This window comes from Halobacillus campisalis, from assembly GCF_030345335.1.
GTDB classification, from domain to species: Bacteria; Bacillota; Bacilli; order Bacillales; family Halobacillaceae; genus Halobacillus_A; species Halobacillus_A campisalis.
Genome location: NZ_JAPVRC010000005.1, coordinates 77,640 through 97,748 on the forward strand (window position 1 = coordinate 77,640; position 20,109 = coordinate 97,748).

At 46.4% G+C, this 20,109-nt stretch carries 19 protein-coding genes; all 19 read right to left on the bottom strand.

Going from position 1 to position 20,109, the window contains the following annotated elements; translation table 11 throughout:
* Positions 1–183: 183 nt before the first annotated feature.
* Complete coding sequence (gene spoIID / locus O2Q26_RS11840) at positions 184–1,197, bottom strand: stage II sporulation protein D (RefSeq protein WP_289216106.1); 1,014 nt, start codon at positions 1,195–1,197, stop codon at positions 184–186.
* Positions 1,198–1,317: 120 nt separating this feature from the next.
* Positions 1,318–2,628, bottom strand: a complete 1,311-nt coding sequence (gene murA, locus O2Q26_RS11845; RefSeq protein ID WP_289216107.1) for a UDP-N-acetylglucosamine 1-carboxyvinyltransferase — start codon at positions 2,626–2,628, stop codon at positions 1,318–1,320.
* Between the two features lie 34 nt (positions 2,629–2,662).
* Positions 2,663–3,382, bottom strand: a complete 720-nt coding sequence (locus tag O2Q26_RS11850; RefSeq protein ID WP_289216108.1) for a YwmB family TATA-box binding protein — start codon at positions 3,380–3,382, stop codon at positions 2,663–2,665.
* A 138-nt stretch (positions 3,383–3,520) separates the two neighbouring features.
* A complete protein-coding gene (locus tag O2Q26_RS11855) occupies positions 3,521–3,754 on the bottom strand; it encodes a DUF1146 family protein (RefSeq protein WP_253937392.1) in 234 nt (77 codons plus the stop codon).
* A gap of 873 nt (positions 3,755–4,627) precedes the next feature.
* Complete coding sequence (locus O2Q26_RS11860; RefSeq protein WP_253937391.1) at positions 4,628–5,032, bottom strand: F0F1 ATP synthase subunit epsilon; 405 nt, start codon at positions 5,030–5,032, stop codon at positions 4,628–4,630.
* 86 nt (positions 5,033–5,118) lie between these two features.
* Complete coding sequence (atpD, locus tag O2Q26_RS11865) at positions 5,119–6,531, bottom strand: F0F1 ATP synthase subunit beta (RefSeq protein WP_253937390.1); 1,413 nt, start codon at positions 6,529–6,531, stop codon at positions 5,119–5,121.
* 100 nt (positions 6,532–6,631) lie between these two features.
* Positions 6,632–7,495, bottom strand: coding sequence for an ATP synthase F1 subunit gamma (gene atpG / locus O2Q26_RS11870; RefSeq protein WP_289216109.1), 864 nt, complete (start codon positions 7,493–7,495; stop codon positions 6,632–6,634).
* A 48-nt stretch (positions 7,496–7,543) separates the two neighbouring features.
* Entirely contained in the window at positions 7,544–9,052 is a 1,509-nt protein-coding gene (gene atpA, locus O2Q26_RS11875; protein WP_289216110.1) for a F0F1 ATP synthase subunit alpha, read from the bottom strand.
* 12 nt (positions 9,053–9,064) lie between these two features.
* The gene (locus tag O2Q26_RS11880) at positions 9,065–9,616 is read right to left on the bottom strand and encodes a F0F1 ATP synthase subunit delta (protein WP_289216111.1); all 552 of its coding nucleotides are present in this window, start codon (positions 9,614–9,616) and stop codon (positions 9,065–9,067) included.
* A complete protein-coding gene (atpF, locus tag O2Q26_RS11885) occupies positions 9,613–10,134 on the bottom strand; it encodes a F0F1 ATP synthase subunit B (RefSeq protein ID WP_253937386.1) in 522 nt (173 codons plus the stop codon). Before atpF ends, O2Q26_RS11880 begins: the two co-directional genes overlap by 4 nt.
* 251 nt (positions 10,135–10,385) lie before the next feature.
* Positions 10,386–10,598: a F0F1 ATP synthase subunit C gene (atpE, locus tag O2Q26_RS11890; RefSeq protein ID WP_026799008.1), complete on the bottom strand. Its 213-nt coding sequence runs from the start codon at positions 10,596–10,598 to the stop codon at positions 10,386–10,388.
* A gap of 50 nt (positions 10,599–10,648) precedes the next feature.
* Positions 10,649–11,371 carry a F0F1 ATP synthase subunit A gene (gene atpB, locus O2Q26_RS11895; protein ID WP_253937385.1) on the bottom strand — a complete coding sequence of 241 codons (723 nt, stop codon included), beginning with the start codon at positions 11,369–11,371 and terminating at the stop codon, positions 10,649–10,651.
* A 24-nt stretch (positions 11,372–11,395) separates the two neighbouring features.
* Complete coding sequence (locus O2Q26_RS11900; RefSeq protein ID WP_289216112.1) at positions 11,396–11,764, bottom strand: ATP synthase subunit I; 369 nt, start codon at positions 11,762–11,764, stop codon at positions 11,396–11,398.
* 1 nt (position 11,765) lies between these two features.
* Positions 11,766–11,954: an AtpZ/AtpI family protein gene (locus O2Q26_RS11905; protein ID WP_256558379.1), complete on the bottom strand. Its 189-nt coding sequence runs from the start codon at positions 11,952–11,954 to the stop codon at positions 11,766–11,768.
* Positions 11,955–13,168: 1,214 nt separating this feature from the next.
* On the bottom strand, positions 13,169–15,316 hold the full coding sequence (locus tag O2Q26_RS11910) for a S8 family serine peptidase (protein ID WP_289216113.1): 2,148 nt from the start codon (positions 15,314–15,316) through the stop codon (positions 13,169–13,171).
* 185 nt (positions 15,317–15,501) lie between these two features.
* Positions 15,502–16,641, bottom strand: a complete 1,140-nt coding sequence (gene wecB / locus O2Q26_RS11915) for a non-hydrolyzing UDP-N-acetylglucosamine 2-epimerase (RefSeq protein WP_289216114.1) — start codon at positions 16,639–16,641, stop codon at positions 15,502–15,504.
* 9 nt (positions 16,642–16,650) lie between these two features.
* Positions 16,651–17,283, bottom strand: a complete 633-nt coding sequence (upp, locus tag O2Q26_RS11920) for a uracil phosphoribosyltransferase (RefSeq protein ID WP_289216115.1) — start codon at positions 17,281–17,283, stop codon at positions 16,651–16,653.
* A 961-nt stretch (positions 17,284–18,244) separates the two neighbouring features.
* Entirely contained in the window at positions 18,245–19,501 is a 1,257-nt protein-coding gene (glyA, locus tag O2Q26_RS11925; protein WP_289216116.1) for a serine hydroxymethyltransferase, read from the bottom strand.
* A gap of 39 nt (positions 19,502–19,540) precedes the next feature.
* On the bottom strand, positions 19,541–20,095 hold the full coding sequence (locus O2Q26_RS11930; RefSeq protein ID WP_390215961.1) for a TIGR01440 family protein: 555 nt from the start codon (positions 20,093–20,095) through the stop codon (positions 19,541–19,543).
* Between the last annotated feature and the right edge of the window lie 14 nt (positions 20,096–20,109).

Here is a 20,109-nt window from a genome sequence, read left to right on the forward strand (position 1 = left end):
AGTCCCGAGGAAGCTCACCGTACGCCCATGGAAAGCGAGTGATTCCCCGAACCTTCAAGCTATATTCTTAGGAACGAAAACTTTCTTAACGATGTGGAAACGGTGAATTAAAGGAAGCTTATGTGCCCGGAATGTAACAAAACCAAATAAAAAAAGCCGCCCGGATGGACGGCTTTTGTTTCATTACATGGAAAGCCCTGCGGTTTGCTTACTGACCGGCGAGATTTCCGTATTCTGATAGTAATGCTTAATAATGTCTTCATAAGTCTTGCCGTCCTCAGCCATGCCGTTAGCACCGTATTGACTCATGCCGACGCCGTGGCCGTAGCCCCTTGTCGTGAAGATCATATGGTCTTCTTTTTGTTCGATGGTGAAGTCGCTTGATTGCAATCCTAACTTCTCGCGGATTTCCCGGCCGGTAAATTTGCTGTCGCCGACTGAGAGTTCAGCTACGCGGCCGCCTGGTGTCTTTGCTAGATTTATATTCTCTATGCCTGAGTCAATCTGGACATTGAGTGCGGTCTCTAAATCAGGGATGGATACTACCTTTTGATCAAAAAATTTAGGGGAGTCCGTGTCCCACGGGCTTTCTACGCTTTTTAAATAGGGGATTTCATTTTCCCAGTAATCCTCTGAGTTCTCGGTGAAGCCGTTGCTCGTTGAGAAGAAGGCGGCGGTGATCGGTTCTTCTTCGTAGGTGATGATTTTCCCTGCTGTTTCTTTTACCGCCTGGACGATTCTCGCCTTATTGTGGTTGTATTGGTCCTGCCATAATTCCCTAAGCTCATCGTCGTTTTTGTACACCTGATGCTGGGTGGTGTCTGTGACGTCGGCGGCTTCAGAGTACGGTTTCCCGCCCGTCAGCTGCTGGGTGATGTACGTGCGTGCGGCCAGGGACTGGGCCTTCAGGGCTTCCAGTTCGAAGTTGGCGGGCATTTCGGAGGCAACGACTCCTGCCACGTATTCCTCAAGCGGCACTTCCTCCACTTTTTTGCTGGCACTGCGCATCACCTGGATGGAAAATGGGGAGAGGTTCGCCGGAATCTCCAGGACTGCTTCTTCCTGCGGCTGTGTTTCTTGTACAGTAGCTGTATCGTTTTTTCCGATGTATGGTGCGACGATGAGGGCAGGTATGAGTAAAATGCCCAAAAAAATGCTGATGATTGTGATGATCCCTATTCGATGGTTTCGCTTCATATCTCGTCCTCCTGAATCATTAGTAGACCTCTCTACTAAATTGTATCCATCAGGAGGCGTTGATAGAACTTAAAAAAGCAATCCCTTTTGAAGAAAAGGAATTGCTTAAGATAAGATAATTTATAAGGTCGATACAGATTCGCTTGCTTCAGTTTCTTCTACATTCGCTTCATCTTCATTGACCCGCTCGATGTCTGCGCCGAGCAGCTTCAATTTCTCTGCAAAATCTACATATCCGCGATCCAAGTGCTTAAGTTCTGTCACTCGGGTATAACCGTCGGCTACAAGTCCCGCAAGGATTAACGCAGCTCCAGCTCGTAAGTCTGTCGCTTGTACTTCAGCTCCCTGAAGATCCGTCGGTCCTTCGATGATTACGCTGCGGCCCTCGATTTTCATTTTTGCGTTCATACGGCGGAATTCTTCCACGTGCATGAAACGATTCTCAAAGACGGTTTCTGTAATGACGCTTGTTCCCTGCGCGTTCAGCATAAGAGCCATCATTTGTGACTGCATATCTGTCGGGAAACCAGGGTGCGGCATCGTTTTGATGTCTGTCGCTTTTAACTTGGAAGGTCCAATGACGCGCAGGCCATCTTCTTCTTCCTGGATCGTGACACCCATTTCTTCCATTTTCGCTACGACTGAACGTAAATGTTCATGCATAGCTCCTTGAACTAATACATTTCCACCGGTGATTGCGGCTGCTACCATAAAGGTGCCTGCTTCAATTCGGTCAGGAATAATGTTGTGAGTGGCGCCGTAAAGCTTGTCGACACCATGAATACGAATAGTTTCAGTACCTGCCCCTACGATGTGGGCACCCATTTTATTTAAGTAGTTAGCCAAATCAACAATTTCCGGTTCTTTCGCACAATTCTCAAGAACGGTTTTGCCTTCTGCCAATGCAGCGGCCATGATGATATTTTCTGTAGCCCCGACACTCGGTACGTCGAAGTAAATCTTCGCACCTTTCAGGCGGCCTTCTACATTAGCTTCAATTGTTCCATTTCCTACTGTAATCTCAGCTCCCATGGCTTCAAAGCCTTTAAGATGCTGATCTAATGGACGTGATCCGATAGCACAGCCACCAGGCAGTGCAACTTTTGCGTGTCCATAGCGGGCCAATAATGGTCCCATTACAAGCACAGAAGCTCTCATCTTGCGTACATATTCTATAGGAGCTTCTGTTAGTAGTTCTTTAGAAGCGTCGACTGTAACTGTTCTTCCTTCCATGTGAACCTCTGCATTCATATGGCGGATCACTTCGTTGATTGTGCGAACGTCAGCGAGAGCTGGTACGTCGTGTAACACACTTTTTCCTTCGCTTGCGATTATACTTGCTGCGATGACAGGCAGTACGGCATTCTTTGCACCTTCAGCTCTTACAGTGCCTTCAAGCTGCCTTCCACCACGGACGATGATTTTTTCCAAAGTTCATTCTCCTCCGCGTCCATATTCATTATTATTAATATTCAGCAGTAAGGATGGGTGTGCCAATTGTGACGTTCGTTGCGCTGCCCAAATTTCTTGCAGCGAATTGAACATTCATGGCTCCACTCGGTAACTCAATGGCCCCATCCCATCTTTTCGTGTAACCGGATCTGCTCGTCCAGCTTTCATCTGTCGTTTGTTCAATGTTTGTTATATCGAATGTTTGTTGGAATTTCTGATAGAGTAAAACTTCATCAATAATACCATTAATCTCCGTTTTAATGAATGAGTATAAAGTGACATTTGTTGTAAAAATTTGCGCTTTTACTCTATCGCTTAAAAGCACCATAAATTGGGATGCTAGTGGTTTTGTACCCTGTGATGTAACGGTGTAAACTACTTCAAAGGAAATGTCTTCAAGTTTAGGAACCACTATCATAAACTGTTCGACAAAGTCCCCGTTTTTGTGACGTTTTTCATAGATATATTTAGTTGCTTCTGTCGTTTCTTCTTCTGTTAGTTTATCCGACTGAAACTGTTGTTTTATTTTCTGCTGAGTCTCTTGTAGATATTCGTAGTTGATCGATTCTTTTAGTGTAATATTCAATTCTGTGACTTCAAGTTGTTCATCCTCGGCAAAAGCTGCTAATTCAATTAATGGTGAAATTTCACTCCACCCTTGTGCCGTGGTTTGTGGATGAACACCATTTGCTATTACAATGATTGCCGCTAAGCATATCCCTGTCCATTTCATATGTATCTCTCTCCCCGTTCTTCTTTATACTTTCAAGTGTGAACGGAGAATCTTACATTCATACGAAACAATTACTGACATGATTAGACAATGAGTGAATCGATCCCCTTTCTCGAAGCAGCAGCGTCCATGTACGACTTAAAATAAATACACAAGACTGCCTGACCATTCAATAAGCTGTAAGAAAAAATTACTTACTGAAGTGGCGATAGCAATGGTAATCAGGATCATAAAAACTCGAATTTCAAAGACGTGGTCCTTGCGGAATAACTGCTCAAGATTCACTGCCTGCAATACCTTCCATGTAATGATGATGAAGATGATATGGGAGGTCATGCTGAGGAGTGCTTCTTCCACGAAATACTGATCCATTTCGTACACCTCGCTAACTTCTCTTCTAAATGACGCTTATATCTCAGAATCACATTTTATGAGTTCTTTGTCAACCAGGGCATCTTTAATGAAAGCGCTTCGAATGTGACGTTTTTGTGAATGTTGTTTTACAGCAGGAAGTGTCATAATTATTATTTCCTGCGCAATATTTTTAATTTCCCGGGAAATAGTGACAAGATAATCGAATGAGAGGGTATCTAAAGGGCAGTTTTTATAGGTCAATGTGATTTTGTCGATTCAACTGAAATTTTTCCGTGACTAATAATGGAGCATGAAGTACCGGGGTACCACTCGCTTTCCATTGGCGTAAGGTGAGCTTCATCGGATAACGAAAACAACTGAAGAAATGCTTCTCAGTAAAAAACCCCTTTAAGTGAGAAGCGCTCAGAAGAAAGTCTTCAACACATCCTCCGACTAAATTGGAGAAATGGTATTTTAAAAATGACTAGCTTTTTAGCGGGTATGACGTTCATTAGAAAGCATATTTCCTCCCGAGGTAGCGATTAATTATATTCGTTACTGCTTTAGAGTGCAATGCCATTGGCTTCTTTCTTTAAACCGAACCTTTAGAGAATGAAGTTCTAAAGTGTTTGAACATTTTTCATCCTCTCGATACTATTCCGAGAGGAAATCTACGCAATGGGCGTAGGGAAACGGTGAGACTCCTGTGGGATAAGCGGGGCAGGTGAGACCCCGGAAGGCGAAGCCTGAGGAGGCTCAGCTCACGCCCGCGGAAAGCGAACCGTTTCCCGGAGCCCTTAACTCTCACTAACATCTCGGAATCGTGTTTTAACAAGAAGCAAGGTAAATTCTTTAAACAAAAAACTGCTTTCGAAATGAAAGCAGTTCTTTTTAAAAATTATTGTCTTTAACGTCTAAACGGTTAATGGCTCGTTTCAAAGCATGCTCGGCTCTTCTGAAGTCGATATCGGCTTGCTTTTCAGCCATTCGCTGCTCGGCGCGCTCTTTCGCTTTGCGGGCACGATCGACATCGATATCGGAAGGCTTTTCTGCTGATTGCGCCAGGATAGTCACTTTGTCAGGACGGACTTCAAGAAACCCACCGCTTACGGCAATGCGTTCGGAGCTTCCCTCACCTTTAAGGCGTACCGCGCTGATGGTCAATGGAGCTACCATGGGGATATGTCCAGGAAGGATACCGAGTTCTCCGCTTTCCGCCTTACAGCTGACCATTTGATAGGCGTCTTCTAATACCGGGCCATCAGGAGTGACAACACTCACCGTTAGTGTCTTCATAGCTATTCCTCCTAAGGCAGATCATAAGCGCCGGTGTCAGGCGCTCCGCGTTACGGAACCCCTGAGTGACACTTGCAATGATATGCTTATTGCATTCCTTTTGCTTTTTCGACGACTTCTTCGATGCGCCCCACAAGGCGGAAAGCATCTTCTGGGAGGTCATCGTATTTGCCATCCAAAATCTCACGGAATCCTTTGACTGTTTCGCTTACTGGGACGTATGAACCTTTTTGTCCGGTAAACTGCTCAGCTACGTGGAAGTTCTGAGATAGGAAGAATTGAACACGACGGGCACGGGATACGGTCTGCTTATCTTCGTCAGACAGCTCATCCATTCCCAAAATAGCAATGATATCTTGTAATTCTTTATAACGTTGAAGGGTTTGTTGAACTTCACGAGCTACCTCGTAGTGTTCGTCTCCAACGATGTCTGCGTCAAGTGCACGGGAAGTAGAAGCCAATGGATCCACGGCTGGGTAAATCCCCTGCTCTGACAGCTTACGTTCAAGGTTTGTCGTTGCATCCAAGTGAGCGAACGTCGTTGCTGGCGCTGGGTCAGTATAGTCATCGGCAGGTACGTAGATCGCCTGGATCGATGTTACGGAACCTTTGTCAGTAGACGTGATACGCTCCTGAAGCTGACCCATCTCTGTAGCAAGTGTCGGCTGGTAACCTACGGCTGATGGCATACGGCCAAGCAGGGCAGATACCTCAAGACCACCTTGAGTGAAACGGAAGATGTTATCGATGAAGAATAGTACGTCCTGTCCTTGCTCATCACGGAAGTATTCTGCCATTGTAAGACCAGTCAGGGCAACACGCATACGCGCTCCAGGCGGTTCGTTCATCTGACCGAACACCATGGCTGTTTTTGTAATTACTCCTGAATCCTTCATTTCATAATAAAGGTCGTTACCTTCACGTGTACGTTCACCTACACCAGCGAAAACGGAAATACCACCGTGCTCCTGGGCGATGTTGTTGATAAGCTCCTGGATAAGAACGGTTTTACCTACTCCGGCGCCACCGAATAGTCCGATTTTACCACCTTTAACGTAGGGTGCCAGCAAGTCTACAACCTTAATTCCTGTTTCAAGAATTTCCGTTTCAGTTGCCAGGTTTTCAAATACAGGTGCTAAACGGTGAATCGGGTCGCGGCGAACGTCACTAGGAAGTGGTTCGTCAAGGTCGATATTGTCACCAAGTACGCTGAATACACGTCCAAGTGTTACATCACCTACAGGAACGGCAATAGGTCCGCCTGTGTCGATTACATCTGTTCCACGCTGAACACCTTCTGTTGAAGACATCGCAACGGTACGAACGGAGTTATCTCCTAGGTGAAGGGCTACTTCAAGTGTAAGATCAACGTTTGTTTCGTTTTCTGATTTTGCTACGTAACTTACGTGCAATGCGTTATTTATATCAGGGAGTTGACCGTCGTCGAAAGCTACGTCAACTACCGGTCCCATGATTTGGGTTACGCGTCCTTTACTCATCGTTTTCCCTCCTTACTATTAAGAGAAGCTGTAAGCGCCCATGTCAGGGTGCTTTATGCTAAACATTCGAACATGAAATTAATGCGTTAGAATCCGAGACCTATTCGAGGGCAGCTGCACCGCCGACGATTTCAGTGATCTCCTGGGTTATAGCAGCCTGACGCGCACGGTTGTAAGAGAGTGAAAGATCTCCGATTAAATCATCAGCATTATCCGTAGCACTCTTCATAGCTGTCATACGTGCCGCGTGCTCACTGGCTTTTCCATCCAGCAATGCGCCGTAAATAATACTTTCAGCGTATTGAGGCAGAAGAACTTCCAGAATTTCTTCCTGGTTCGGTTCATATTCGTAAGAGCTTGTAGAGGCTTTGCCTTCTACATTTATATTAGTCAATGGAAGGACCTTTTTCTCGGTCACTTCTTGAGTCATCGCACTTACATAGTGGTTGTAATAAATGAATAGCTGGTCGATTTCACCGTCTGTGAAAAGTCTTACCGTTTCCGAAGCGATATCTTTAATATCGGCAAAATCCGGCTGATCCGAGATCGCGGTAATATCTCTATCGACGGGCATATTACGTTTACGGAAAAAGTCACGCCCGACGCGCCCCATGGTGATCAATGCATATTCACCAGCTGAACTATGATGCTGGCGGATCTGCTGATACACTTTTCTGAGCACGCTGCTGTTGTAAGCTCCGGCTAGTCCTCGATCCGATGTAATGACAAGATATCCGGTACGTTTAACATCACGAGCTTCGAGCATCGGGTGGCTTGCATCACCACCGCCTGCTGCGATACTTGCAACGACTTCCTGGATCTTTTCACTATAAGGGACGAAGTGACGTGCGTTTTCCTCTGCACGATTAAGTTTTGCGGCGGAAACCATCTCCATCGCTTTCGTAATCTGCTTCGTTTTTTTCGTTGAGTTAATCCGACCTTTAATGTCTCTAAGGGATGCCACGCTGTTTCACCACCCTTTCTAGCTTTTTAAGCATTTATAAAGAGTCATTTATTCTGAAATGATAAAGGTCTTCTTGAATGCTTCTACAGCTTCGTTCATATCATCTGAATCGGCTAATTTACCTGTACTGCGGATTTGAGAAAGAAGTTCTTTACGGTTGTTATCCAACCAGTTATTGAATTCACTTTCAAATCGAGTGACATCTTCTACTGGAATTTCATCTAAATAACCTTGCGTCAATGCGTAAATGATCATAACTTGTTTTTCAACGGCAAGCGGCTGGTGAAGACCCTGCTTCAGTACTTCTACCGTACGTGCACCACGGTTAAGCTTCGCCTGTGTTGATTTATCAAGATCTGAACCGAACTGGGCAAATGCTTCAAGCTCACGATAAGACGCTAGGTCCAGACGAAGTGTACCGGCTACCTTCTTCATGGCTTTGATCTGTGCAGAACCACCTACACGAGATACGGATAGTCCGGCATTGATCGCTGGACGAACACCTGAGAAGAATAGATCGGACTGCAAGAAGATCTGTCCATCAGTAATTGAGATTACGTTTGTTGGAATATAGGCTGAGATGTCGCCAGCTTGTGTTTCAACGAAAGGAAGAGCAGTCAGTGACCCTCCGCCTTTAGCATCACTCAGCTTAGCGGCACGCTCTAATAAGCGGGAGTGCAAGTAGAATACATCCCCTGGGAATGCTTCACGGCCTGGCGGACGACGAAGCAGCAAGGAAAGCTCACGGTATGCGGCTGCCTGCTTCGATAAGTCATCGTATACGACAAGAACGTGCTTTCCGTTGTACATGAAATCTTCACCAAGCGTTACTCCAGCATAAGGAGCAAGGTAAAGAAGTGGCGCCGGCTGAGATGCACTTGCTGTTACAACGATTGTGTAATCAAGAGCGCCATGGCGGCGAAGTGTTTCTACTGTGCCACGAACGGTTGATTCTTTTTGACCGATGGCTACGTAGATACAAATCATATCCTGGTCATGCTGGTTCAAAATGGCATCTACCGCTACAGATGTTTTACCTGTCTGACGGTCACCGATGATCAATTCACGCTGTCCACGACCAATTGGAACAAGAGCGTCAATTGCTTTGATTCCAGTTTGAAGCGGCTCGTCTACGGATTTACGATCCATTACACCTGGTGCAGCGGATTCAATCGGACGAGTTCTTGTCGTTTCAATCGGACCCTGGCCATCAACTGGCTGTCCAAGAGGGTTCACGACACGTCCAAGCATAGCCTCACCTGTAGGAATCTGCATGATGCGTCCTGTACGACGAACTTCATCGCCTTCTTTAATATCTGTAAATGGTCCCAAAATGACAAGACCGACATTACTTTCTTCTAAGTTCTGTGCCATACCCATGACACCGTTTGAGAATTCAACAAGCTCCCCGGCCATACAATTATCCAGACCGTGAGCACGTGCGATACCGTCACCTACTTCGATAACTGTACCTACGTCAGTGACTTCAATATCTGATTCGTAGTTTTCAATTTGCTGTTTGATCAGCGCACTGATTTCTTCAGCTTTGATGCTCATGCCATTTCACCCCTATCGTCTATTATTCGTAGAAACTAACTGGCGTTCAATCCGGTTAAGCTTCCCACTGACAGAACCATCAAAAATGCGATTACCGACACGAAGACGGATACCGCCAAGAATGGACGGCTCGACAATGTTTGTCAGGTTAAGTGTTTGCTTGCCCACTTTAGGAGCAAACGTTTCTGAAATACGTTGCTTTTCCACTTCAGACAGTGGATTTACGGAATACACGGTTGCATCGGCAATCCCTTTTACATCGTTCATCTTTAAAATGAAGTGATCCGCCATTTCCGGAATGATCTCTTCACGGTGACGATCGATGAGCAGCATAAGGGTGTTGAGCGTTTCTTTGGAAAAGCCTTTTAAAGTATCGCTTAAAAGCTGCTTCTTCTGACTCGCCGACAAACGAGGATGCTTAAGGAATTTGACCAGCTCTTCATTACTTAAGAAAATCTCACGCAATGTGCGAAGTTCTGTTTCGATTTGATCGAGCTTTAATTTTTCCTGTCCGAGTTGAAAGAGAGCGGTTGCGTAACGTTTCGCAATGATCGTGTCACTCATCGCTCTTCTCCTGCCTCATTGATATATTGACTGATCAATTCCTGCTGATCTTTCTCAGAAAGTTCTTTCTCAATCACTTTCGAAGCGATCATCACGGACATTGAAGCCACTTGATCTTTAAGAACTTGAACGGCTTTATCGCGCTCCTGCTCAATTTCCTGACGAGCAGAAACTTTGATACGTTCTGCTTCTTTTTTCGCAGACTCAACGATATCACGCTCTTGCTGAGAAGCCGTCTTACGAGCATCCTCAATTATATTCTGTGCGTCTTGACGCGTCTTTTTCAACTCTTCAGAAGCTTCACGATGTTGAATCGCTGCTTCTTCACGACTTTTTTCAGCTGTTTCGATTTCATTGGCAATGTAGTCTTCACGATCTTTCATCATCGTCATCAACGGACCCCAAGCAAACTTTCTAAGTAACGCTAGAAGCACGATGAAGAAGAATAACTGAGCGACCATGTCGCCTAACTGGAAACCTGCAGCACCCAGGGCTAAATTCGAAGTTAATCCTTGCACAGTTGTCACTCCTTTCCAAAAAAAGCAGATAAGAAAAGCGGCGAGGGGCGGTTATGGCTGCCCTCAAAGCTAGACATTAGAAAAGCGGAAGCCTATGTAGACCCCTTAAATATACAGTCAGACAATAGAAAATTCGGCAGAAGCCGAAGTTTTATTTTTCAAAAACGAGGGTATTCACAACGCGTACCCTATAAAGAAAGACATAAAGGAATGGCGAGGTTCAACACTATGAACTTCGCCACGATTCACCTTTACTGTCCCATTACGATAAATGCAATAACAACGCCGATGATTGGAACGGCCTCAACTAGTGCAACACCGATGAACATTGTTGTTTGAAGCGCACTACGCAATTCTGGTTGACGCGCAATACCCTCAACTGTACGACTTACGATTAGACCGTTACCAATACCAGCACCAAGTGCCGCCAAACCTACTGCGATTGCAGCTGCTAATAGACCCATAATGAAAATCCTCCTCATATTGTGTAAAAAATTTTTTTATGCTTTTATAATTAATGGTCGTCGCTCACCTTATGAGACATATAAACCATCGTTAACATAACGAAAATAAACGCCTGAATGAAACCGATGAATGTACTGAAGCCCATCCACGCTATCATTGGCAGTGTGGCTCCTAAGAAGCCTAAGAAGCTGGTTGTTGCAAGTCCTACTAGTAAGGAAAGTAGAATTTCACCTGCGTAAATGTTCCCGTATAGACGCAGACCAAGCGTCAGAGTGTTTGAGAACTCCTCAATAATCTTAAATGGCAGTAAGAAAGGTAGTGGTCTGATAAATCCTTTACTGTACTCGCTGCCGCCTTTCAGCTTAACTCCATAGTAGTGCGTTAAACTGATGACCATTACGGCTAAGGTCATGGTAATACCAGGATCAGCTGTAGGTGATTTCCACCAGAGCTCATGACCAACGATTCCGTTCGTGACGACCCCGAGCATATTCGAGATAAATATGTAGGCGAAAAGTGTAAGCCCTAAAGGAAGGAAGAGCCGGCCTGTACGCCAATCCATATTCGAACCGATAATCCCTTTGATGAAATCAATCAGCCATTCCATAAAGTTCTGGAAACCTTTCGGGTTACGCTGCATGTTCCTTGTGGCTGCAACCCCTAGAATGAATACAATTAATGAAGCAACAAACATCATTAATACGTTGGATAAGTTGAAACTCAACCATGGGATTCCAAACGCCTGCTCCCATATCGGTGATTCGTGATCCAATCTGTTCACCTCTCTTCCATCATGCTAATCTGTTGATTTGTTGAACAGGTAATCTATTGAAATGACAAGGTAGGCTGTCATTAAGCCCAATACTACCGAAATCAGGTGGAAATGTTCTTCAAACTGAAGGGCGATCACTACGGCTAACGCGCCGGAAGCGAGTCGCGTAAATGTACCGATTCCTCTAGTGGTGTGGTTGTTTGCTGTGGATTCACCAAATTTCTGAATCTTTCGCTGCATTAACCAGAGGTTGTAGAAACTAAGGATGCTTCCTAAGAGAAGCCCGAGGAAAACCGGCTGCCAGGGTGTGATTCCCCAGCCTAAAACGAGTAATGCCAGAAGGTAGAACATCCATTTCCGCTGACGGGCTATCATCTGTTGATAATCTTCCAAGTTAATCGTCTCCCGTGTACGCTCGTACTAAATGAATGGTTCCGTATGTACCTGCTCCTACTCCCAGGAATATACCTAAGATCAGGAATAGTGGACCTGTGGAAAATTGGCCGTCCACCCACTTTCCCATGTAAACCCCGACTAGTGGTCCGCCTGCTAGTTGAGACACGATAGCGCTTGTTAATGCCATCGCTTGAAACGGTGATTGTGAGTGCTTCAATGTAACACCTCTTCTATCGTTTAAAAAAGAGTGAGGTATGTATGAAAACCTTATCATTCCACACTATGTAAGAATACAATAGGGGTACTTTGATGTCAATGTGTTTGGGACCAAAAGTACAAATGTCCGACACGAAATGATCACATTTTTGACACATTTTCTGAAAATTCGCCGAACTAGATTTGACAACTAAAAAATGACAATAAAAACAGCCGCTACAACGGCTGTCTGTTTGGTGATTTTCTTTAATTTTTGATTGTGTTAAATGTAGTTGTTGATATTGATAAGTGAGTTATTCAACAATATGGCAGGGTAGCAGAAGACTTAATTTCGAGATAATCTGGGTTCGTTGCCGTATGAAGAGTCAGGGGTTGTTGGGAAGCTACTCGCTTTCCTGTGGGGGAAGTGGCGAGCTTCCTCGGGCTGAAGTCTTTGCTGTTCCGTCCTCGTGATGAGAGGAAGGTGGTTTTAGGAATGGACTCGCTTTCCGTGGGAGTGCAGTGAGCTTCCTCAGGCTTCGCCTTCCGGGATCTCACCAATCACTCTCATCCCACAGGAGTCTCGCCCACTCCTAAAACCACCTCATTTAAATTTGAGAGACGGAACTTAGAAAATAGTTCTCATTTACCAACATTCGGAGAAATCAAATAAGTATGCTACCTGAACAATTGGCATAGACCACTGGAGTGCTACCAAGCTTCAGCGCTTTTTCAATAAAGAATTCAAGCAGCTTCCCAACCACCCCATGCAAAGTAAATGAGAAAAAATCCATTTACCAAGAAGCAGCGTCTTCTATACGACTGTCCGGTGAGAATATAGCGCTCTACAGCAAGTTTTTCAACATGGCAGCATCTTTGACAATCACTATACGAACATCAATGTTCATCTTTTCTTGAAGCGGTTTCGAGAAACTTATATGGCAAAGGGGCGGAGGGAAACGGTGAGACTCCTGGGGGATTAGCGGGACAGGTGAGACCCCGCAGAGCTAAGCTCGAGGAGGCTCAGCGCCCGCCCCCCGGAAAGCGATCCGTTTCCCGGAGCCCCTAAATTCTCATTATGTCTTGAAACTGAGTCTTCCACTAAAGGGAGCTTATATGAATAGGAACACGGAACTTTAACAGAGCATAATTTTTGTGGCTCCGCTTCGCTTTCCCAGGAGCTGAAGAAATCTTACTGCCATTCCATTATTGAAATTGAATCTGAAACGAATAGCTGAACGTTTCTTCCTCAATTTCCACAGTCACTACTGCTATATAAGCACCTTTGAAGTCATCACTCATTTCGAGTTCGATTTCCCCTTCATTCATTCCTTCTTCGAGATCCTCAAGTTCCAGGAGATTCCCTTGATGAAACATCGTCCCGGCCCGGTAGAGATCAACGCTTAAATGATCGGCCGCTTCTGATAAATTGAAACGGTACGTCAAATCCGCTTTCGTTTCCCAGTCTTTATAAAGCTCGAATCCGGATACTTTTTCATAATCTGATATATCCATCATAAACAAGAAAGGAAGGTTGTACTCTTCTCCCCCGCTTTCCACCTCGATATAACCTTCATGGACACCGTCTTTCACAAAAGACTTCGTCATCTGCACTTCAATCAGTACTTGTTTTTCTTCACCAGGTGCTACCGAAAAGCTAGCCGGAACTGTCCAGGCTAAGCCGGTTTGCTTAGAAGGCTGTTTCATACGAACCGTCTGGGAAACGTTCCCCTGATTTTCTACAGTTACTTGAATCTTTTTTCGGAAAAAGTCTTCGTCCACTTTTCCGAAGTTGAGCGCACCAGGGTTGATCCATAATTCGGGATCAAGCGCAGCTTCAGGGTTTACGTACCCTGCTCCCTGCTCAGTCGGAGGCAACGTTTCTTCCTTGCCCTCAAGCAAATCGGCTGAACTCATGATCGATGTTTTAATATCAGCCGGGGACCAATCGGGGTGTGCTTCTTTAAGCAGAGCCGCTACGCCTGCGATGTGTGGAGCGGCCATGCTTGTGCCTTGAAGGGCCTGGTAACCTCCGGGAACGGTGCTGATGACATTTACGCCCGGCGCAAGGACATCAGGCTTTACGTTCCAGTTAGAGGTTACAGGACCGCGTGAGCTGAACGGCGCAATCGTGTGATCAGCTTTTGTTTGCTCGGTTTCAAGCCACTGATCGGCCGCGATTCCCTTCTCTATCAGCCAGTCCCCTTCTGATTTCGTGACGGCCGCCACCGGAATAGGTAATTTCAATCCGTCAATCGAACCCTGGAGCGGTTCATCCGCTGTGTTCACGATCAGCACGGCTTCCGCTCCTTTTACATAAGCCGCTTTCGCTTTTTCTGCAAAACTTGTACCACCACGCGGAACGAGGACGATTTTTCCACTTAAGCGTCTGTCGGCCATCTCGGTTAAAGGATATTTCCTCGTAAGATCCCATGGCTTCGATCCTTGTAAAAGCTGGACGCCGAGCTTTTTGTCCTCTCCTTTGATCGTCAGCACGGGATGTTCGGCAGGAAGCGCTGAAGCTCCGACCGTGATCGCGTTTGGGGAGGTTGCGGGTGAACCGATCGTCCACGTATCGGGTCCCGCATTGCCCGCGGCTACAATGACCGTTGTCCCTAGCTCAATCGCCCGATCAACCGCTTTTGTCGTCGGCCAATCCGGTCCATTAACGTCGTTGCCGAGAGACAGGTTGATCACGTCCATCCCGTCTTCTACTGCTTCTTCAATCGCCGCAATCACCTGGACCGATGATCCCATTCCTCCAGGACCTAGCGCCCGGTAAGCGTAAATTTCCGCGTCAGGCGCAACTCCCTTCATATCGCCATTTGCCGCAATAACGCCCGCCACGTGTGTCCCATGCAGCGTCGCTCCATCTTCCATCGTTTCCATCGGATCGTCATCAAAATCGATCAAATCAAACCCGCCCTTGTAATTAAGCTGTAAATCCGGGTGAGTGTGATCGACTCCCGTATCAATAACTCCTACTTTGACACCTTCACCCGTAAAAGTCGTGTCCGGCCTGAGCGTATCCGTCGTTAACTCTACGCCGCGGGAACTAAGCTGCGTTTCTTGTGTCTTGTATGTTTGTTCAGGGAATTGATTAGCAACTTCGCCGAGGCGAGCAATTTTTTCTAATTCCTGCGGAGTCCCTTTGACGGCAATGCCGTTAAAAATCGTTTCATACTCTGCGACGACTTCAAGTCTAGGAAGCCTGGAGCTGATATGCTGCCTGAACTCGGCAGCTGTTGTGTCTTTTAATTCAAGAATAATGGTGATTTCTTCGCTTGGATCAGGCTGTCTGAAGCCTGTCAGCAGGGTAATTGTCAGGAGAATGGCGGCGAGTTTCAGCGGCATGATGAGTGGGACTCCTTTTTTAACGTAGTGTGTGTGTTTCACGGGGAGTTATGCGTGCATGAATTGGCCGTGCTGCCTTTTTTCCAGGAGATTTTTGACAGGATCAAACGTTGAGTAGAAAATGCTATGTAGCTGCAGACGAAAAAACAGCCTCTCCCTAAGGAAAGGCTGTATCACTTTACCCTTTATTCTGTTTCAAAAGCGTCCGGCTTATCCTCACGCTCTTTGAAAAAATAGCGGATCGCTTCCGCAATACGCACAGAAGCCTGGCCGTCGCCGTATGGATTAGAGGCGCGGGACATGGCTTTGTGCTTCGTATCGTCACTTAACAGCTCGTCCGCAAGGCGGAAGATGGTGTCTTCATCCGTTCCGGCAAGCTTCAGCGTACCCGCTTCAATGCCTTCAGGACGTTCGGTCGTGTCGCGTAAAACAAGTACAGGCACACCTAAAGAAGGAGCTTCCTCCTGTACACCGCCTGAATCCGTCAATATCAAATGAGCGCGGGAGGCGAAATTGTGGAAATCGATGACATCAAGCGGATCAATCAGCTTAATCCGATCCTCATTTCCTAAAATTTCATCGGCTGTTTCTTGTACAACGGGGTTCAGATGAACAGGATACACGACTTCCACATCATCGTGAATCTCGACTAGACGTTTGATCGCACGGAACATCTGCTTCATATTCTGACCGAGATTCTCACGTCGATGGGCGGTCATTAAAATAAGACGCTTATCCCCGATCTTGTCGAGAACTTCAGAAGTATATCCGTTATCAACGGTCGTTTTCAATGCATCAATCGCTGTGTTCCCGGTCACAAAAATAGAATCGGCGGATTTATTTTCGGCCAGCAGATTGTCTCGCGATTGGTTCGTCGGCGCAAAATGCAGATCTGCCATCACGCCCGTGAGCTGACGGTTCATTTCTTCCGGATAAGGCGAGTACTTGTCCCACGTTCTAAGGCCGGCTTCGACATGTCCGACGGGAATCTGGTTGTAGTAAGCCGCAAGCGATGCAGCAAACGTCGTCATCGTATCGCCGTGGACGAGCACGATATCCGGTTTCGTTTCTTTCATGACGCCGTCCAGCCCTTCAAGCGCTCGGGTTGTGACTTGAGACAGCGTTTGACGATCCTTCATAATGTTCAAATCAAAATCAGGTTCAATGTTGAAAATGTTCAATACTTGGTCAAGCATCTGTCTGTGCTGAGCGGTCACGGTGACGATGGGCTCAAATTGCTCTGACCTTTTTTCCAATTCTAAGACTAGCGGGGCCATCTTGATCGCTTCGGGACGAGTGCCAAAAATCGTCATGACTTTGATCATGCTGCGGCCTTACTTCGTGCCGAACAGGCGGTCACCGGCGTCTCCGAGGCCTGGTTCGATGTAGCCTTTTTCGTTCAATTTGTCATCCATGGCGGCCAGGTAAATGTCTACGTCCGGGTGGGCTTCTTGAACTGCTTGGGCTCCTTCAGGTGCTGCTACGATACACATGAGACGGATTTGACGGGCTCCCCGTTTCTTCAGGGATTCGATCGCTTCGTTGGCGGATCCTCCTGTCGCAAGCATGGGGTCGATGACGATCAGTTCGCGCTCTTCGATGTCGCTTGGAAGTTTGACGTAGTATTCTACGGGCTGCAGTGTTTCTGGATCTCTATATAGTCCGACGTGACCGACTTTGGCAGCTGGAATAAGTTTGATGATTCCGTCCACCATGCCTAAACCGGCGCGGAGGATGGGAACGAGACCGATTTTCTTCCCTGTCAATACGTGCGCTTTTGCCTTATCCACTACGGGTGTGTCGATTTCCACATCTTCGAGGGGCAGGTCGCGGGTGATTTCGAATGCCATTAGTGCGGCTACTTCATCGACGAGCTGGCGGAAATCTTTCGTTCCTGTCTCTTTTTTCCGTATGTGTGTCAGCTTATGTTGAATTAATGGATGGTCCAATACGTATACTTTTCCCATGTCAGTCACTCCTTTTAATAAATTGCATCCCGCTAATTGTACAGAAAATGTCGATAAAGAGCAAGGGGGATAAGGTCGCACTTCGGGCTGGGAAATTTCTTCTCTTACGTCCTCTTGATGAGTGAAAAGTGGTTTTAGGAATGGACTCGCTTTCCATTGTGTGCTCATTCCTAAAACCAACTATTTATAATTACTTGCGAACTATCTTTTTCCTACATATTCTTCTGATTGCCTGGGAAGAAGAATAACTCTCATTTATAAAAACTATGTTAAACTTCATAGTTGATCTTTCATAAAAAATTATTCAACGAAATGGCAGGATTGTGGAAGACTTAATTTCGAGACAATCGGGGTTCGTTGCCCTATTAAGAGTCAGGGGTTGTTGGGAAGCTACTCGCTTTCCTGTGGGGGAAGTGGCAAGCTTCCTCGGACTTGCAGCCCTGTGGGATCTCGCCTACATCCTTCTCCCACGGGAGTCTCGCAGCTTCCCAACAACCCCATTCGATGAAGGTGAGAAACGCTCCCCCATAAGGAACGGCTTCCGTCATTCCTTTCCTATAGGTAGAAAACGCTCTACAGCAATTCTTTCGCAAACACTCTTATTGAGATTGTAGCTTTCCTTGAAGCTGTTTCGAGACACTTTTATGGAAAGGGGCGGAAGGAAACGGTGAGACTCCTGTGGGATGAGCGGGACAGGTGAGACCCCGGAGAGCGAAGCTCGAGGAGGCTCAGCGCCCGTCCCACGGAAAGCGAACCGTTTCCTGCAGCCCCTTACCTCCCATTTTGTCTCGAAACTGAGTGTTCAAGAATAGGGAGCTTATATGAATATTAACACGGCACTTCAACAGAAACGTTCGTGCTAATTTTATCACACCATAATATATGAAAATCGTTTCTTAACGGCTAATAGAAAAATAACCAATAAAAAACCCACCTGCATCAGGTGGGTTTCATCGTGTATTTATGGCGTGCTTGGCATTAGTGATTGGTAGAGTGGGAAGCGTGAAGTCAGGTCGCTTACGCGTTCTGTTGCTTCTTTTAGTTTTTCTTCGTTGTCATGGTTTTTCAGAGTGAAAGCGATAAGTTCGCCTACTTCTTTCATTTGTTCTTCTTCAAAACCACGGCTCGTCACAGCGGCTGTTCCGACACGGATACCGCTCGTTGTAAATGGTCCTTCTGGATCGAATGGAATCGTGTTTTTGTTCGTTGTGATTCCAACGGCATCAAGTGCTTTTTCAGCAACTTTACCAGTAAGTCCTAATTCACGAAGGTCAAGCAATAACAGGTGGTTATCGGTTCCGCCTGATACGATACGCACTCCGTTTTCGGACAGCGTTTCACCTAGCTGCTTGGCGTTTTTGATGATTTGACGGGAGTATTGTTTGAAATCCGGCTGCAGCGCTTCTTTGAAAGAAACGGCTTTAGCTGCGATGATGTGCATCAGCGGGCCGCCCTGCATGCCTGGGAATACGGATTTGTCGATTTTTTTAGCGAATTCTTTTTCACAGAAAATCATACCGCCGCGTGGTCCGCGAAGTGTTTTGTGTGTTGTTGTTGTCACAAATTGGGCGTGAGGCACTGGGTTAGGGTGTAAGCCAGTGGCTACTAGACCTGCGATGTGCGCCATATCAACCATCAAGTAGGCTCCGACTTCATCAGCGATTTCTCTGAACTTGGCAAAATCGATTTCACGAGGGTATGCGCTCGCTCCAGCTACGATCAGCTTTGGCTTCACTTCCTTCGCTTTTTCTAAAACGGCGTCATAATCGATGCGCTCGTCTTTTTCAGTAACACCATACTCTTCAAAATTGTAAAGTGTTCCACTGAAGTTGACCGGGCTTCCGTGCGTCAAGTGACCGCCGTGGCTCAGGTTCATACCTAAAACTGTGTCGCCAGGCTCAAGGACTGTGAAGTACACGGCCATATTGGCTTGTGCGCCGGAGTGAGGCTGGACGTTTGCGTGTTCAGCGCCGAAAATTTCTTTTGCACGATCTCTTGCCAGATTTTCAGCAACATCGACGTGCTCACACCCTCCGTAGTAACGGCGTCCAGGGTACCCTTCTGCATATTTATTCGTCAGTACTGAACCCATCGCTTCCATGACAGCTTCTGATACGAAGTTCTCTGACGCGATCAGTTCGATATTGTTTTGTTGACGATTTTTCTCATCCATAATGGAGTTGTACAGTTCAGCATCCGCATGTTTTACATGTTGCATAGTAAAAAATTCCCCTCTCCGATTCCAAATTCTTAATTCTTAGCATTCATAAACTGCTCGTGCGCCTCCGATAAGCGGCGGGCGTGTTCGAGCGACCGTGACGTGGGCGTGACCAATGGACTTCTGTTCGATGCGAAGGGGTACAGCGACCCGCTTCAAATGCATGCCAATCAACGTATCTCCTATATCCACTCCACCCTGCGCTGTAACGGACTCCACTAGTACTGGGTCGTCCATTTGTTTGAATGCATAAGAAGCCATAGATCCTCCAGCCTTGGCTACAGGGACTGCTGTCACTTCTGTAAATCCGTAGGCTTGTTGGACTTTGCGCTCTACGACGAGCGAGCGGTTCAAATGCTCACAGCACTGAAAGGCGAGTTCGGCACCTGATTGTTTGGAGAACTTCTGCCATTCCTCGAAGATTACTTCAGCAATGGCTTCACTGCCAGCTGTTCCTATTCGTTCGCCGGCAACTTCACTAGTGGAGCAACCAACAACAAATAAGCCGTCCTTCATGTGTCCGGTTTCCAGCAATTGACGGGCCACAGAGGCTGTGTCATGCTGGATGGCTTTTACATCTGCCACTTTGGTCATCTCCTTTTTTCGAA